Annotated in this window: 12 protein-coding genes; 3 read left to right on the forward strand and 9 right to left on the reverse strand. The window is 56.3% G+C overall.

Annotated elements, in window-relative coordinates; genetic code table 11:
- Nucleotides 1-51 precede the first annotated feature (51 nt).
- Nucleotides 52-1,914: a sensor histidine kinase gene (locus tag AWR27_RS07565; protein ID WP_198045108.1), complete on the forward strand. Its 1,863-nt coding sequence runs from the start codon at nucleotides 52-54 to the stop codon at nucleotides 1,912-1,914.
- 14 nt (nucleotides 1,915-1,928) lie between these two features.
- Entirely contained in the window at nucleotides 1,929-2,567 is a 639-nt protein-coding gene (locus tag AWR27_RS07570) for a response regulator (protein ID WP_077130624.1), read from the forward strand.
- A gap of 120 nt (nucleotides 2,568-2,687) precedes the next feature.
- On the opposite strand, the gene AWR27_RS07575 is transcribed toward AWR27_RS07570, so the two are convergent.
- Entirely contained in the window at nucleotides 2,688-3,161 is a 474-nt protein-coding gene (locus AWR27_RS07575) for an AraC family ligand binding domain-containing protein (RefSeq protein ID WP_418346617.1), read from the reverse strand.
- On the opposite strand from AWR27_RS07575, the gene AWR27_RS26100 reads away from it, so the two are divergent.
- Entirely contained in the window at nucleotides 3,103-3,294 is a 192-nt protein-coding gene (locus AWR27_RS26100) for a phytanoyl-CoA dioxygenase family protein (protein WP_198045110.1), read from the forward strand. The genes AWR27_RS07575 and AWR27_RS26100 overlap by 59 nt on opposite strands.
- 218 nt (nucleotides 3,295-3,512) lie before the next feature.
- On the opposite strand, the gene AWR27_RS07585 is transcribed toward AWR27_RS26100, so the two are convergent.
- The 8 genes from AWR27_RS07585 to AWR27_RS07620 form a co-directional block, all read right to left on the reverse strand.
- Nucleotides 3,513-4,256 (reverse strand): RraA family protein, encoded by a 744-nt coding sequence (locus AWR27_RS07585; protein WP_077130626.1) that lies wholly within the window; start codon nucleotides 4,254-4,256, stop codon nucleotides 3,513-3,515.
- Nucleotides 4,257-4,392: 136 nt separating this feature from the next.
- A complete protein-coding gene (locus AWR27_RS07590; protein WP_083732780.1) occupies nucleotides 4,393-5,661 on the reverse strand; it encodes an MFS transporter in 1,269 nt (422 codons plus the stop codon).
- A gap of 13 nt (nucleotides 5,662-5,674) precedes the next feature.
- The gene (locus AWR27_RS07595; RefSeq protein WP_077130627.1) at nucleotides 5,675-8,578 is read right to left on the reverse strand and encodes a glycoside hydrolase family 2 protein; all 2,904 of its coding nucleotides are present in this window, start codon (nucleotides 8,576-8,578) and stop codon (nucleotides 5,675-5,677) included.
- 26 nt (nucleotides 8,579-8,604) lie between these two features.
- Nucleotides 8,605-9,372, reverse strand: a complete 768-nt coding sequence (locus AWR27_RS07600; protein ID WP_077130628.1) for an SDR family NAD(P)-dependent oxidoreductase — start codon at nucleotides 9,370-9,372, stop codon at nucleotides 8,605-8,607.
- Entirely contained in the window at nucleotides 9,369-10,367 is a 999-nt protein-coding gene (locus AWR27_RS07605; protein ID WP_077130629.1) for a mannonate dehydratase, read from the reverse strand. Before AWR27_RS07605 ends, AWR27_RS07600 begins: the two co-directional genes overlap by 4 nt.
- Nucleotides 10,368-10,384: 17 nt before the next feature.
- Nucleotides 10,385-10,849 (reverse strand): DUF4843 domain-containing protein, encoded by a 465-nt coding sequence (locus AWR27_RS07610; RefSeq protein ID WP_077130630.1) that lies wholly within the window; start codon nucleotides 10,847-10,849, stop codon nucleotides 10,385-10,387.
- 8 nt (nucleotides 10,850-10,857) lie between these two features.
- A complete protein-coding gene (locus tag AWR27_RS07615) occupies nucleotides 10,858-12,270 on the reverse strand; it encodes a RagB/SusD family nutrient uptake outer membrane protein (protein WP_077130631.1) in 1,413 nt (470 codons plus the stop codon).
- Between the two features lie 14 nt (nucleotides 12,271-12,284).
- The gene (locus tag AWR27_RS07620; protein ID WP_077130632.1) at nucleotides 12,285-15,338 is read right to left on the reverse strand and encodes a SusC/RagA family TonB-linked outer membrane protein; all 3,054 of its coding nucleotides are present in this window, start codon (nucleotides 15,336-15,338) and stop codon (nucleotides 12,285-12,287) included.
- Nucleotides 15,339-15,521: the final 183 nt, after the last annotated feature.

Consider the following 15,521-nt stretch of genomic DNA (forward strand, 5'->3'; position numbering starts at 1 on the left):
TGTATGGCATACCCACACGTTGGTTTTTACTTTTGGTCAAATTTGCCCCTGTTGAAAACCATTTATCTCATAACTCTGTGGCTGCTGTGGCCAACCCTTGCGCCGAGTCAGCCCGTTGTGCCAATTGGGCCGGGGACTCCCAGTACGCTAAATGGGTATCTGGAAACCTTCACCGACTCGACCGGTCGGTTGACAATGCGCCAAATCAAAGCCGTATACGAACAGGGAAAATTCAACACCATGCCCGGAAGTCGGCTGTTAATCAACTACACCACTGCCAACCATTGGCTGCATATCCGGCTCCCCCCTGCAAAGCCCCAGCGGTCTGCCGTTGCGGCATATCTGGAAATTGATAATCCACGTATCAACCGCGTTAATTTTTATCAGATAGTAAACGATTCGATTATTAATCAGGCTATTACGGGTGACTCGCTGCCGTTTGCCACGCGTGGGTTTCCGCATTACAACTGGGTTTTTCCGGTACTGCCCCAGGTCGGCATGGATACCGATGTGTTTGTGATGCTGAGCAAACACGGCGAAATTCTGAGTACTGGCATACGGCTTTGGCGGGCAAACGCTTTCGAGCAATATGACCGGAGCAGGTATTTGTTGTGGGGGGGACTGGCCGGGCTGACGGTGTTGGTGCTGTTGTTGAATGGTATGGTCTGGATTGCCACCCGCGACGCACTCTACGGGTGGTTCATGGCGGTTGTTGTTGTGACGGCCTTCAACCTGGGGGCAGCATCGGGTTTGAGCTTTCAGTACGTTTGGCCCAATGCGCCTGTTATCAACAACTGGTATCCGCAAACGATTTCTGCCTGGCTTATCGTGCTAACCCACGTCCATTTCATGCAGCGATTCATTGGTCAGGTAGCAGGCAATAGCCGGATGGTGCATTGGGTTAACCGTTTCAAATACAGCATCGTTGCCTGCACGGTACTTACGATTGGACTGCTGATATTCGATGCCGTGCCGGGCAATTTTTTCCGGTTTCTGGTCTGGGTAACGCTGTTTTTTTCGGCGATGGTGGTGCCGTTGGCCGTTTTGAGCCTGCGCGAACGCATCCATCAACGGGAGCCAATTATCTTATTTTACGCGGCCATCACGGCCATCCAATTTTTAACATTGGCACTCTTTTTTATCAACTTATTCCTGACGCGGGCAGGCCGACCTTTGTTCACGATGCCCAACGAAGGTCTGGTGCTGGTCAACTACCTGATCGATTTGATTATGATGTCGCTGGGGGTGCTGTATTTTGGATTTTCCAACTACCGGCAACGAAACGAGCAACTGCTCACTACGTTGCACCAACAGCAGCAGGCGCAGTCGGGCCGGATTATCGAAGCCCTCGAAACGGAGCGCAACCGCATCGCCGAAGACCTCTACGACGACGTAGGGGCCATGCTCTCGACGGCCATCGGCTACGTATCGAGCGTACTACGTACCCCCGACGTGCGCGAGCGGTTTCCGCTGTTGACCGAAGCCCGGCACCTGCTGAGTCGGGCCGTCGATAACCTGCGCACCGTATCGCATAACCTGATGCCCAAGAACTTCGCCGAACTGGGACTCGCCAACTCACTGGCCGAAACCATCGACAAAGTGTCGGCCAGTACCGATATTCGGTTTCGGTTCATCGTGGCTGGCGAAGAGCGGAGGTTGGACGCGGGCACCGAAGTGCAGATTTTCAGGATTGCCGCTGAACTCATCAACGACATCGTGAAAAACTCGAACGCGACGCAGGCCACCGTGCAGTTGGTGTATGGCCCTGATACGTTGCTGCTCATGACGGAAGACAACGGGCCTAATCCGCCCCAGTACACCAACCTGCACTCGAAAGTGGCGTTTGTCGATGGCCGCATCGACTCCGACGTTAGCCCCGACGGCGTAACGGTGCAGGTCGAAATACCGTATTGAAACCCTCCTTTGTTATGGAAGCGCAAACCAAAATTCTAATCGCCGACGACCACCAGTTATTCAACGATGGCATGAAACTAATGCTCACCGCCGAAGATAACCTTCAGGTGGTGGGGCAGGTGTTTAGCGGGAAGGACGTACTGGATGCCGTACATCGGCTTCAACCCGATGTAGTGCTGTTAGACATCAACATGCCACACCTCAACGGCCTCGACGTAGCCGAAAAACTCCTGAAAAGCTACCCGACGCTACGGATCATTATGCTCACCATGTACAGCGACCGCAAGTTTGTGGACGACTGCGGGCGGCTGGGCGTGCCGGGCTACATCCTGAAAAACTCCGGCGTTGACGAAGTGCTCAACGCCATCGACACCGTGCTGGCGGGCAACCGCTACTACGACCCCAAACTGAGCAAAAGCACCCCCCCCAACCAACACGCCGACGACTCGTTTCAGAAACAGTTTCAATTGACTAAGCGCGAAATCGAGATTATCAGCTACGTAGGGCAAAGCTTCACGAACGATGAAATTGCCAACAAGCTATTTCTGAGCGTAGCGACAGTGAAGACCCACCGCAACAACATCAACCTGAAACTGGGCATCAATAAACCCGCCGACCTGGTCAAATTCGCGGTAGAACACGGGCTGTCGTAATCTACTGGCCAATCGTGTAAGTAGCATAAAGCTCCTTTTTTCTATATCTGTGTTAAAAAAATTACTTGGTTTCACCAGCATAAGACACACTCTGCAAGTCGCGACTGTAGTCTTGCAGAGTTAGGGCGCATTAGGGTTGATCCGGCTGGTACGTAGCGTGGCGAATAACTGACCGAATAACGCCAGCAACGATTCATGCTCACCCACATGAAATACGGGTTGCGCCGGGTTGAAAAACGGGCCACTCGATAATTGCTCGACCAGTAGTCCTTTCACGCCCACCCAATACTCTTCCCAGCCACAACGGACATCGGGCCGATACTGGTGCCATACACCCGGAAACAGCACAAAGCAGGTGTGCGGCCCAATCCGCTCGACAGCCGACCGCTCAGACTCAAACAAGCCCTCGCCCCGACTGATGTACACAAAATAGAGTCCATCCAGAACCCGGCCCGTATTCCAATTGAAGAAATAACCTTCCGGGTGTTCGTTGGGGGTTGCATCGGTGAAATGGCCGCCCAATTGGCTGGCGTCGATGGCATCCTGGGCCAACCCCACATCGTGGCATCTCAACACGCCATTCTGGTCGTTCACCGACCGGCGGGCTCCCTCAATCTGGGTAGCGTTGGACGACGCTACGCTCGAAAACGGCTGTTTGTTTTTCATTCCGGGGAGCGTATCCGGGGCAACGGATCCATCACTAACGACAACAGCCCGCTTCACGTGATCGACGGTTTCCCAACCAACGACGGGTAGCTGTTTAATAACATTCCGCCCACTGAAATCGAGAGCATCGACGTACTGAAAGATGCCGCTTCGGCTGCTATTTAGCGCAGACGATTACGCTTTCTATAAATGGTCGAGTAAACCGCTTTGAGTGGTTGCTATGTCTCGTCCCAAGAAAAATTGACCTATTTTTCTTGGGACGAGACAGGATTAGGTACGTTAAAAATAGCCGCCCTTTTCGGTGATCTCGTGAATGGTTTGCCCTTCGTGTACCCAGTTGAAAATGGCTTTTTCGTTTTCCTGGATTTCCTCGGCCCTCAGCAAAACGTCGTAAGCGATGGAACGCGGCACGACCAGTACCCCGTCGATGTCGCCGAGAACTACGTCTCCGGGCTTAATCGTTACGTCGCCAATCTGGAGAGTAACCTGGTAGTGAGTAATCAGGCAACGCCCCAGGCTGCCGTTGGAAATCCGATATTTGTAGAAAACCGGAAACTCCTCCGCCAGAATCTGGTGTGTGTCGCGGATGCCCCCATCAATGCAGGCGGCTTTGACTTTTTTACCCTTGGCCGTAGCCGTCATCACGCCCCCCCAGAGTGTGGCTTTTTCGTCTTTGGAGGTGTCCCAGATTACGAAAGCATCCTCGTGCAATTCGTCGAGCATTTTCACCCGAAACTCCATTTCGCCCTGAATCATGGCGTTGGGCGCACTTTTCACCGTGAAGGCAAAGCCGGCTACCGTCTGATACTCCCGTAGAGGGATAATGTGGTTGGGCAGAGCCTGATTGAGCAGGCAATATTCCCGCAAAACGTCATTGACGGCCCCCGTGTAAAGTTGCTCAAACCGGTACAATAACTCCTTCTCATTGACCGGAAATTCGACCAATGAAATACCTTCCCGCATGTCAATAAGCCCTTCGAGGTTCATCATTCCGACCTCTTTCTTATACTGGTCAACGCTCATATCGTTTTGATTTTTGTTTTCGTACTTAATGGCAGTATCAAGCCCTACAACTCGGCTGTTAACGTAACCAACTCGCCCTTCTCCGCTTCGGTTATGACCAAATCCGCTTACAGGGTTCGGACGAACAGCTACGTTTTCATGCTTCCCGGTCGCGTTGAAAGTAAACAAAACTGGCCAGACCCAGCAGACCGCTACCCAATACGTAACACGCCGATAAACTGGCCAGGCCGGTCGATAGGCCCAGCGTTGGCTTTAATACGCCGAGCAGATACGGAGCCGACGCGCCGATGAGGAATGCGCAGGCCAGCATCAAACCGTAGGCCGATGACCGCATTCGGTCCGGCACCACCTCATATAGCGAGGCTACGATGTTGGAGTCGTACCAGCCCCGGAACATCCCGAAACCGAACAGAGCTGCGTAGGTAAGGGGCTGGCTGTCTGCCTGGCTCATCCAGTAGATGAACGGCGCACCCAGCAACAGCCCGGCACTCTGTACCACGAGTCGGCTACGCGGGTTGATGCGGGCGTAGTGGTCGGCGATACGTGCCCCCGACAGTACGCCCAGAAACGCGCCGAGGTGATGATAAAACAGCGACGAAAACCCCGCGTCGGTCAGGCTCAGGCCGAACTTATCGACCAGAAACGACGGCATCCAGGTCAGGTAGCCGACGTTGACGAAGACCATGCAGCCGAATCCCAGCGTCAGTAGCACCACGGTCGGCTTGCGGACGATCACGCGGGCCGTTCGACCTACGTCGGCGAGGGTCTGGCTGTCAGCAACAGAGGCCCGAATGTCTTTCGGAATACGGCTGAAAAACACCGCTGCCAGCAGAATCCCGAACCCGCCAAAGAGGTAAAACGCCCGCTGCCAGCCGTAGTGTTCACCGACGTATCCGGCAATCAGACCGCTCAGAATAATGCCGAAATACACGGCGGTCTGGTGAATCGACAAGACGAAGGCCCGCTTCTCCGGGTAACGTTCGCCCAGAAGCGCGTTGGCCGAGGGAGCATAGAACGCTTCGCCCCCGCCCGTAGCCACACCCCGCAGCAGGACGAACTGAAGCAACGTAGCGCAGAAGCCTGTGAATAAGGTCGCTACCGACCAGAACAGCAGACAAAACCCCAGAATATTCCGGCGCGAAAACCGGTCGCCCAGAAAACCCGCGACGGGTACGAGCAGGCCGTAAGTCCAGACCAATGCCGATGCAATCAGGCCCAGTTCGGCATCGCTCAGGCCCAAATCCCGGCGAATGAGCGGCAGCACGACGCTGAAAATCTGGCGGTCGGCCTGGTTCAGAAAGAAGGCCAGCCAGAGCAGCACCAGCAACTCCCAGCGGTAGCCGGTTCGTGCAGTCGGCGGGCCGTGTGCCGGTGTTGGCTCGGTGTCTGGGATGGGTTTTGTCATGATTGCGTTCTACTTATTTACCCAGTTTCTGCACCGTGACTGCCTTCGTATTCAGTGGTACTTTTACGTCGGGCGCGTTCCAGGCCGAAGCGACTACCGAGACACTCTCGGTCGGTGTTTCCCGCCAGAGTACGTCAGCAGTAAGGGTACGGCTTTCGCCGGGAGCCAGCCAGAAATAGTTGTCGTCGGCAACTAATGCCCGTTTCGCCGTAGCGACGGACCGTCCCACTACGTCGATTTTGGTCATGAAAGCGGGCGTAGTGCCCACGTTGCGAACCTGCACCGTGACGACGGACCGCGTTACCTGCGAACCCGTACCGTCCAGCGGCTTCATCGACACGACGCTGCTTTCGAGTTTGGTAGCGGATTTCTGAACGGTTGGCTTCAGGAACGGCCCTTTCTCCAGTGCCGGCCAGGCGATGGGTTCCGCTACGTATTTGTCGTAGAAAGTCTGATCGTCCAACATTGTCAGCGAGCGGGGGTAATACAGCGACCGCGAGACGAGTTTGCCCGACGTATCCTTCAACTCGGCGACTACAAACAGAAACCGGTCTTTATACGTATCGGGGATGGTAAAACTGCCCACCGACGCGCTCGTGACCGATGGCCCCGGCTGCACCGTCAGGCGGGTCTCTTTCGACCAGAGTGGCTTGAACGTATCGTCCCAGACGGCAATCGAAACCGTCCCCGGCAAGGTCGTCTGATTGGCGTGTGTAACCTTGACGTTGAGCGGAATCGCTTCGCCCGACCGCCAGAGCAGTCGCGGCAGGTCAACCGATACGTGTGTGGGTTCGTAGGTACGTTTGAGGAAGTAATAGGGCGCACCGGCGTTGCCAAACCAGTCCATGAGCTGAATGGCGATCACCGGCCAGTGTCGTTTAAACACCCAGGGCATCAGGCCCGCCGTAACGGGGTAATTGCTCTGCATTTTCTCCGAAAACACCTGATAAAATTCTCCCGCGCCAATCTGCGACGCTTCCGAAATGGACTCCAGCGTGGGGTCGGTCACGTCGGCGATGTGCGACGCCCGGCTCAACATCCGGGGTACACGACCGGGTCCGTATTCGGTGAAGTGGTGAATGAACTCCGGGTGCGACGGGCCAAAACTTTTGTCCCACATCTTGCCCAATCCGGTAAACTCTTTATTATCAACGGTTTCGTAGAAAACACTGGCTTCCGGGATGCTGTGCATCCCTGTTTCCGACACCCACGGTTCAAACCGGTAGCTGCGGTTATACCAGGTCGGGTCCATGTCGGGGTAGGCGTGCATCGAGCCGTCGTCGGGCGTGGTGCGGACAAAGAATCGTTGCTTGTCGAAGATGTCGAGGTTGCGCTCGATAATACCCACCGAAGCCGCGTTGCCGTAGGAGTAGGGGTTGAACTCGTTGCCCCCGTTCCAGACCACCAGCGACGGGTGGTTGCGGAGCCGGACGATGTTCTGCACGACCTGCGCTTCCCAGACGTCCTGCGGGTAGTCGGGCGTATCCTGATTGCCGATGGGAAAATCCTGCCAGACCATGATGCCCAGTTCGTTACAGAGTTCATAGAGATGATCTGTTTCCAGGATTCCCCCGCCCCAGATTCGGATGAGTTGCACCCCCATTCGTTTGGCGGCTTCGAGCGTCCAGCGGTAGCGTTCGCGGGGCAAATCGAGCAGGATGTCCTGCGGGGTGAAGTTCATACCCTTCACAAAAATCTTCCGCCCGTTAACGATAAACTGCCAGTTTTCCCAGCGGTCGGCAATGCGTGGCCCGGCGGTTGGTACGCGCTCGATGGTGCGGATACCGTAGTCGAAACTATGCCGGTCAACCGGGGTGCCATTCCGTTTCAGCGTCAGGTTGACGGTGTACAGATTCGGATCGCCCAGCCCGTTGGGTTGCCAGAGTTTTGGATTAGGTAAGGTCAGGTCTTCTTCGAGCCAGATACGGCCCTCGTAGGCCTTGACGGGAAATTCTTTGGTCACGACGGTACTTTTTCCGTTTACCAATTCGACCAGTACACTCAGCTTATCGGCGATGGGCCTGAAGATCGTTCCCTTCTCATTGGGGTGATTCAACTGCGTATTGTGCCAGGGGTGTAGTTGCTTTTGCAGCGAATGGGCGTTTGCAAATACCTCCGCCGACAGGTGCAGTTGAGCAGTCGTGTTCGTGACGCTTTTGGTGGTCAGGTAGGGCCGTTCGAGGTGGACCGATGGCACAACCTCCAGCCGAACGCCCTGCCACATGCCGACCGTAAAGAACGCTTCACCCCCGGAGCCGCCCGAAATGACCCAGGGCTTGATGATCTTGCCGCTGGCGCGGGGGTTGTAGCCGGTACGTTTCGAGTAGTCGAACTCGCCCGAAGCCGTGCGGGGCAGCTTTTCATAATCCGTAGCCCGATTGCCCCAGTTGCCCGCCCGTACCTCCACCGTTACGTCGTTCTTCTGACCAAATCGTAACAACCGGCTGATCTCCACCGATGGCCCGCCGAACATCCCTTCGTGAACACCCACCAGACTATCGTTTACCCAGACTTTCGAGAAATAATCGACCCCGTCGAAGCACAGAAACACGTACTGACCGCTGGCCGATGCCGGTACGTCCACCGACTTTTTGTAGTACCACGCTTTCTCCTCGGCCCAGCGGTACTGGGTAGAGTTCTTCGCATAGTACGGATGCGGCAGCTTACCGGCCTTGTAGAGCGACCAGTGTACGGAGTTCGGTACGCTGGTCTCGAACGCGTCCTTTCGCGGCTCTTTCAGGTCCGAAACGGGCCTGTCGGTATGCGAGAGTTCCCAGCCGCTGCCCGACAGGTCGATGTGCTGTACGCCGGTACGTGGGCTGATCCGGTAGGGATTCCAGAGGGGTTTGACGTTTCCGGCCTGCTGACCGCAAACGAGGGTCGGTAATAAGGTTAAACAAACGATAAGTAGTTTCATGTCAGGGTGTTGAAATACGTAGTCAATCAAAGGCTCATGCCGCCATCTATGAAAATGTCCTGGCCAGTAACGTAGCGGCCCGCTTCGGAGCAGAGCAGCAGAGCCAGACCCGCGCAGTCGGTTGGTTCGCCAAAGTAGCCCGCCGGAATGCGACTGCGGACCTGCTCCCGGTACGTAGCATCGGCCAGCGCATCGGCGTTGCGGTCGGTCAGGATTACGCCGGGGGCCAGGTTGTTGACGGTGATACCGTCCGGTGCCAACTGCACGGCGAGGTTACGTACCATGTTCACGACAGCGGCTTTGCTGGCGGCATAGGCAATCATCTGCGGGTGCGGTTTGGTCTGCTGCACACTCCCGATGGTCAGAATCCGGCCCCAGCGTCGTTGCTGCATGGTCGGCGCAAACGCCTGAACCAGTTCGAGGGTTCGCTGCCAGTTAACCGTGGTCTGCTCAACGAAGTCGGCGGGTGATACGTCGGTCCAGGGTTTTCGAAGCTGCACCGATGCGTTAATGACCAGCGTATCAATCGCTCCCAACTGTCGTTGAGCCGTATCATATATCGCTCGGGCTGCGTCAGCGTCAAGCAAATCCACCAGGATCAGGTCGCTCCGAACGCCCCGTGACCGTATGTCATCAACCACATCCTGACCAGCTTCCGCTTCATCGCGTCCGTGAATCAGTACATTGGCACCGTGTTCGGCTAAGGTGAGGGCAATGGCGCGTCCAATGCCCTGCGTGGAGCCGGTAACGAGCGCGTTTTTGCCCCGCAGCGAGAATGCGTCGGTTACGGTCATGCCGATGTTGTTTGGCTATGAGATTTCTCAGTCGGAATACCGATAGCGTCCATCAGGCCCCGGATATAGCCGATGCCGAAAAGATTTCCCAGCATACCGTAGCCAGCGTGGGTGTTGTCTTCGCCCGCCATCGTGGGTACGTGGTCGGAGCGAATTGGGCCGTTAAACCCACTATCCCGGTAGCAGCGGAGCATCGCGGCCATGTCGGTTGGGCCATTGTCGTGGAAGGTTTCGCGGAAGTTTTCCCGCGTACCGGCCACGTCGCGGATGTGTACGAAACGAATCCGGTGCTGCCACTCCTGAATCAGCGCAGGTACGTCTTCGCCCATCGTGGTGTAGGTTCCCTGACAAAAGGTCAAGCCGTGTGATGGGCTGTCCGACAGCGACAAGGCCCGCCGGATACCGTCGGCACTGGTAAAAATCCGGCCAATGCCGCGCAGTGGTGATACGGGCGGGTCGTCGGGGTGCAGGGCCATTTGAACGCCCGCCTGCTCCGCAATGGGCAGTACGTATCGGATGAACTGCGTATAATTCGACCAGATTTGTGCTTCCGATACGTTGCCCCAGTCGGTCAGGGGGAGCGTTTGGGCGTAGTCGGCATCGAAGCCGCTGACCAGCGCACCACCTCGTTCGGCCACATTGGTTTGCGTCCGATACCAGCCGATGCCCGCCATGAAGTTGTAGCACAGCAGCCGGATACCCAGCCTGCCCATGCTCGCCAGCATCTGTCCGTAGCGTTCCAGGTCTTCGTCTCGACCCTCTGCTCCGAATTTGATGCGGTTCATGTCGAATTGATCGCCTTCGAGACCAATCAACTCGAAACCAGCATCGGCAAAGCGGTATTTGGCCCGTTTTAAGGCTCCAAAATCATACGGTGGCTCGTCGCCAGTCAGGTCGGGGGCCAGTTTGGCGATGGCGTAGCGAACGCCCATCTGCCGCACCAGTGATGCCTGCGGTTCGGTAGGATAGCCAAAAAAGAGGTGCGAAAGCTGCATAACGTGCGGTTAAACTGCTACGGCGTAATGGTGTACGTAAACGTGAAATACCCGCGTGGAAAGCCGATGCCGAGCGCGAACTCTTCCGTGGCCGAGGTCATCGTAAAGACCACGGTTCGGTTGGCGGTTTGGGCGGGGTTGTTCAATACCGGGAAGGTGATTTCGCCGAAGTATTTACCCGCCGGAATCGTCACCGACATAGCCGCCGGGGGCGTATAGTCCTGACCGGCCACCGCCGTGCCGCCAATACTGAAGTTGACCACTACGTCGCGGTCGTACAACTGGTTGACATAGATGCGGGCCACGCCCGTAGGAACCGTCCGGCGGCCACTGGCCGAGTTGGTCAGGTTAGCCGCGCCCGTAGCCGGTCGGTTGGCGAAGTAAACAGCTTTGGGTAGCTCTTTATAGACTTCCTCGTCCGGGGCGCAGCTTTGCAAACCGAACACCAGCAGGCCAATTAAGGCAATAAGATATGTTTTCATGGCAGGGATCAATAACCGGAGTTCTGAACAAGGTTGGGGTTGCGGATCAGCTCGTTGGCGGGCAGGGGCCAGCGGAGCCAGTTGGGATCGGCGAAGCCCGTCACGGTGGCATACCGGCCCGTGCGCTTGAGGTCGTAGTAGCGTTTGCCCTCGAAGGCCAGTTCCAGAAAGCGTTCGTTTTCGATAGCCAGCCGCACGTCGGCCTGCGTGGTGGCGGTGGTGGCGGCCAGTCCTGCCCGCGTCCGAACCTGATTCAGTAGCGGAATGGCCGCCGTAGTCTGTCCCAGTTCGTTGAGGGCTTCGGCCCGCATCAGCAGCACGTCGGCCAGCCGGTAGATCACCTGATTCGAGTCGAAAAAGCGCGTGGCATTGGCGTTGGCGAGCGTACCCTGGTACTTGTTGACGTAGGGTATGTTGGGGTCGCGCCAGGGTGCCGACGGGCTGGTGGTTACGCGGAAGGTAACGGGGCCGCGTTGGTCAGCCGCTATGTAGGACCCCATCAGTTTCGCCGAAGGACCGATGTCCCAGTTGCCCCCGGCGAAGCCCGTACCGCCCAGCGGCAGAAACCGGTTGGCTAAGTTGTTGTTGCTGCCTTCGAGGTAGATGTTATTGAATTGAATCTCCCAAATCGACTCGCTCGTGTTCTTGTTGAAGAAGATCGTGCCGAAGTTGGCTCCGCTCACCAGCACGTAGCCCGCTGGGCTGGCAATCACCTGCTGGGCCGCATCGGCAGCGGCCTGATACTTCTTCTGCCACAGGTATAGGTCGGTCAGAGCCGCCCGAACGGCCCCCAGCGACGCTTTGCCTTTCAACTCGACGGTAGCTGTAAAGGGCCGGTCGGGCAGGCGGGTTTCGGCGGCTTTCAGGTCGGCTTCGATCTGATCAAAAATCTGTTGTTGGGTAGCCTGTTTGGGCAGAAAATCCTGCGTCAGACTTTCGTAAGGTTCCAGAATCAGCGGTACGTTGTCGAAGGTACGGGCCAAATAGAAGTACGCCATCGCCCGCAGGAAATAGGCTTCGCCCAGAATCCGTTCGCGCCGGGGTTGCAGTGCCGGGTCAGTGATAGTGGGGACGTTTTTAAGGACACTATTGGTACGGGCAATGGCCGTGTACATGTCTTCCCAACCGACATATCCATTAACCGCGTTGAGGTTGCCGTTGGCTAACTGAATCTGGTTCAGTCCTGACCGGTCCGTCACGGCGAAAAGGTCGGTGCGGGCATCGCCCCAGAACACGTAGCGTTCGGGGTTCTGAAACGCATCGTAGCAGCTATTGATGGCTACGTCGGCATCGGTGGCCGTTTTGTAGAAATTATCAGCCGTCAGCCCGCTGGGGTTTAGTTGTTCGGTGACGTCGCGGCAACTGCTCAACAGACTCAGCAGCAACAGGCCACTCCCAATTAATTTATATGAAGAGGTCATAAATAAGGAGACGTTTAAAAGCCGACGTTAACACCAAACAGGAAGGTTCTATACTGCGGGTAGGCCGCGTAGTCGAAGCCGAGGTCGGTGACCCGGCCCGACCCACCCGAGTTCGATTCGGGGTCGATGCCCGTATAGGGCGTGAACGTGAACAGGTTCTGAGCCGTGGCGTAGAACCTTACATTGTCAATTTTTGCCCAGCGCAGCAGCGATTGGGGCAGATTATAGCTGAGTGTAACCGTCTTGACGCGCAGGTACGAGCCGTCTTCGAGCCAGCGGGTCGAACTGCGCCGGTTGAAGCCGGGGTCGGTATGGTCGGCGCGGGGGATGTCGGTTACGTCGCCTTCCTGCCGCCACCGGTTACGGATAATGCGTGCTCCATTGGCAAACTGAAACATGCTCTCCGTAACGGTGCGCGTTCCGTTGAAGACCTGCTTCCCCCCGACAAACTGGAGCAGCGCGTCGAGCGAGAAATTACCATACTGCACCGTGTTGGTCATGCCACCCGTAAAGCGTGGTATGGCATTGCCGATAACCACCCGGTCGCGCAGGTCGATGATGTTGTCGCCGTTCTGATCCACAAACCGCATGTCCCCTCCTTTAAACAGATAGCCCGTGGCGTTGTCGGCCCGCAGCCCGCGCTCGTTGTCGGTCGAACGGGCATATACGCCGTTGGCCTGCCAGCCGAAGAACGCGCCGATGGACTCGCCTTCACGCAACAGCCCGAACGTTTGCGCCTGCCCGAAGCCGGTATTGCCCGACGTATTAATGATGTCGGCCCCGCCCGACAGTTTGGTAATGCGGTTGCGGTTGAAGCTAATATTGAAATTGGTCGTCCAGCGCAGCCCTTCCCGCTCGATGTTGACCGTATTGAGGTCGAACTCGATGCCCCGGTTTTCGGTGCTGCCTACGTTTTGCAGCACACTGCCGAAGCCCGAGGTAAGCGGCAACTGTACATTCAGCAGCAGGTTGCTGGTCAGTTTCTGGTACAGATCGACGCTGAGGTTTACCCGCGATTTGAGAAACGACAGGTCGGCTCCCAGATTGAACTGATCGGTGGTCTCCCATTTGAGGTCGGGGTTGGCAATCAGCGAGGGAGCTACGCCGTTTTGCCCCACGTAGCCCTGCCCGGTGGCAAAACCGCCCTGACTGGTGTAGTTACCGATGCCGCCCTGGTTGCCGGTGCGCCCGTAGGAAGCCCGCAGTTTCAGATCGGAGACGACGCCCGACAGGTTTTTGAAGAAGTCCTCCCGGCCCACCTGCCAGCCCAGCGAAGCCGCCGGGAACAGCGCGTAGCGGTTGTTTTCGCCAAACTTCGACGAACCATCCCGGCGCAAACTGGCCTCTACGTAGTACTTACTGGCAAAAATATAGCCCACCCGTCCAAAGAGCGACGCCAGCCCGTTGGCCGTGCGCGAGTTGGTGGCGGTAGTGGGCGTTGAAGCCGCGTTGAGCGTTTCGATGCTGTTGGTGCCGTAGTCGCGGGCAGCCGCCGTGGTAGTACTAAAATTGTTTTCCAACTGGCTGAACCCCAACAGCGCGTTGACGCGGTGCTGCCCGAACGTATTGATATAGTTGAGCGTGTGTTCAAAAAGCCAGTTGTTTTCGTCGTTATAGTTGGAATTCCCCTGCGCAAATGAGTTCCGGCGCGAGTTCGAGGGCTGAAAGAAATCATTCCGGTTCAGCACAATGTCCGATGCCCACGAGGTCTTAAAGTTCAGGCCGGGTAGAATCATATATTCGGCGAAGAAATTGCTCATCAGACGGGTGCGGGTGTTGAGCCGCGTTTCCAGATCAGCCACCGCTATCGGGTTGAGGATTCCCGAAATATCCTCCAGAAAATACGAGCCGTCGATGGCATAGACAGGGTTGACCGGGGCTTTGAACAGAGCCGCCTGAAAAATGCCGCCTTCGTTTTCGGGAGCCTGATTGGTGATCCCCCGCGTGGCATTGAGACTCACGCCCAGCTTTAGCTTGTCCGATGCCTGATAATCGAGGTTCAGCTTACCGGTGTAGCGTTTGAAATCCGTATAAACTAAGTTGCCTTTCTGCTTGAGGTAAGAGCCGCTCAGAAAGAAACGCAGTTTGTTTTCCCCGCCCCGGATCGAGAGTTCGTAGTTGTCCATGCTGCCCTGCCGGATGACCTCATTGACCCAGTTGGTGTTGCTGATGCGCCCATTGCCGCCAATGATGCCGTCGTCGGGCAGGATGAACGCATACAATGAGGTGATGCCCGTGCCGGTAGCCCGCTGCTCCTGAATGAGTTCGATAAACTCCCGCGAGTCCATCAGTTTGGGCAAGCGGGTGCGGTCCACCTGCTGAATGCCTTTGTAGTAGTTCAGGTTGATCTGGGGTTTGCCCGCTTTGCCACGCTTGGTCGTAATCAACACTACGCCGTTGGCGGCCCGCGAGCCATAGATAGCAGCCGCAGCCGCATCTTTCAGAATCTCCATCGATTCCACGTCGTTGGGGTTGATGTCTGCCGTACCGCCCTCGAACTGAATGCCGTCCACGATAAACAGCGGGTTGTTGCCCGCGTTGATGGACGTAGTACCCCGCACCCGGATGGTAAAGTTGGTGGCTCCCGGTGCGCCCGTGTTCTGCACAATCTGCACCCCGGTGGCGCGTCCCTGCAACAGGGCTACGGGCGAGGTGACGGGCAGGTTCTCTATCTGCTTGCCGCTCACCGACGAAACCGCACTGGTCAGGTCGCGCCGGTCTTTGGTGCCGTAGCCCACCACGACCACTTCGCTGAGGGCTTTGTTATCTTCTTCGAGCGTTACGTCCAACTGGCTGCGCCCATTGACTGCCACGCGCTGGGTGGCGTAGCCGATGTAAGAGAACACTATCGTGTTGTTAGCCGACGGTACGTTAAGTCGGTATGTACCATCGGCACCAGTGGTAGTACCGGTCGTAGTGCCTTCTATCGATACGTTTACGCCGGGCAGGGCTTCGCGCCCGGTCCCTGTAGTAACCCGCCCGGTAAGGGTAATCGCCTGAGCAAGTCCTTCACCAATACTGCCGGTAAAAAGACTAAGGCAACACAGCAGGTAAATTAGTTTGGTCATCGGATATTTGTATTTTATAATGTAAAAATTTAATTCATTATAATAGTAAGCATAGAGCGGAATTTTTAGTTTTCCAAACTAAACACAATTTTTTCTTGCAATAGATTAAGCTTGAATTTGGGTGTCCAGAATCAAAATGCTCTTAGTGTAGCAGTAAAGTGATTTTTGACGTATAATTAATTT

The organism is Spirosoma montaniterrae (assembly GCF_001988955.1).
In the GTDB taxonomy this organism is placed as follows: Bacteria; Bacteroidota; Bacteroidia; order Cytophagales; family Spirosomataceae; genus Spirosoma; species Spirosoma montaniterrae.

What these genes read in the sequence shown, in the direction of transcription:
- AWR27_RS07570 (WP_077130624.1), top strand. Translation starts at nt 1,929, where the DNA reads ATGGAAGCGCAAACCAAAATTCTAATCGCCGACGACCACCAGTTATTC.
- AWR27_RS26100 (WP_198045110.1), top strand. Translation starts at nt 3,103, where the DNA reads ATGGCATCCTGGGCCAACCCCACATCGTGGCATCTCAACACGCCATTC.
- AWR27_RS07585 (WP_077130626.1), bottom strand. Translation starts at nt 4,256, where the DNA reads ATGAGCGTTGACCAGTATAAGAAAGAGGTCGGAATGATGAACCTCGAA.
- AWR27_RS07590 (WP_083732780.1), bottom strand. Translation starts at nt 5,661, where the DNA reads ATGACAAAACCCATCCCAGACACCGAGCCAACACCGGCACACGGCCCG.
- AWR27_RS07595 (WP_077130627.1), bottom strand. Translation starts at nt 8,578, where the DNA reads ATGAAACTACTTATCGTTTGTTTAACCTTATTACCGACCCTCGTTTGC.
- AWR27_RS07600 (WP_077130628.1), bottom strand. Translation starts at nt 9,372, where the DNA reads ATGACCGTAACCGACGCATTCTCGCTGCGGGGCAAAAACGCGCTCGTT.
- AWR27_RS07605 (WP_077130629.1), bottom strand. Translation starts at nt 10,367, where the DNA reads ATGCAGCTTTCGCACCTCTTTTTTGGCTATCCTACCGAACCGCAGGCA.
- AWR27_RS07610 (WP_077130630.1), bottom strand. Translation starts at nt 10,849, where the DNA reads ATGAAAACATATCTTATTGCCTTAATTGGCCTGCTGGTGTTCGGTTTG.
- AWR27_RS07615 (WP_077130631.1), bottom strand. Translation starts at nt 12,270, where the DNA reads ATGACCTCTTCATATAAATTAATTGGGAGTGGCCTGTTGCTGCTGAGT.
- AWR27_RS07620 (WP_077130632.1), bottom strand. Translation starts at nt 15,338, where the DNA reads ATGACCAAACTAATTTACCTGCTGTGTTGCCTTAGTCTTTTTACCGGC.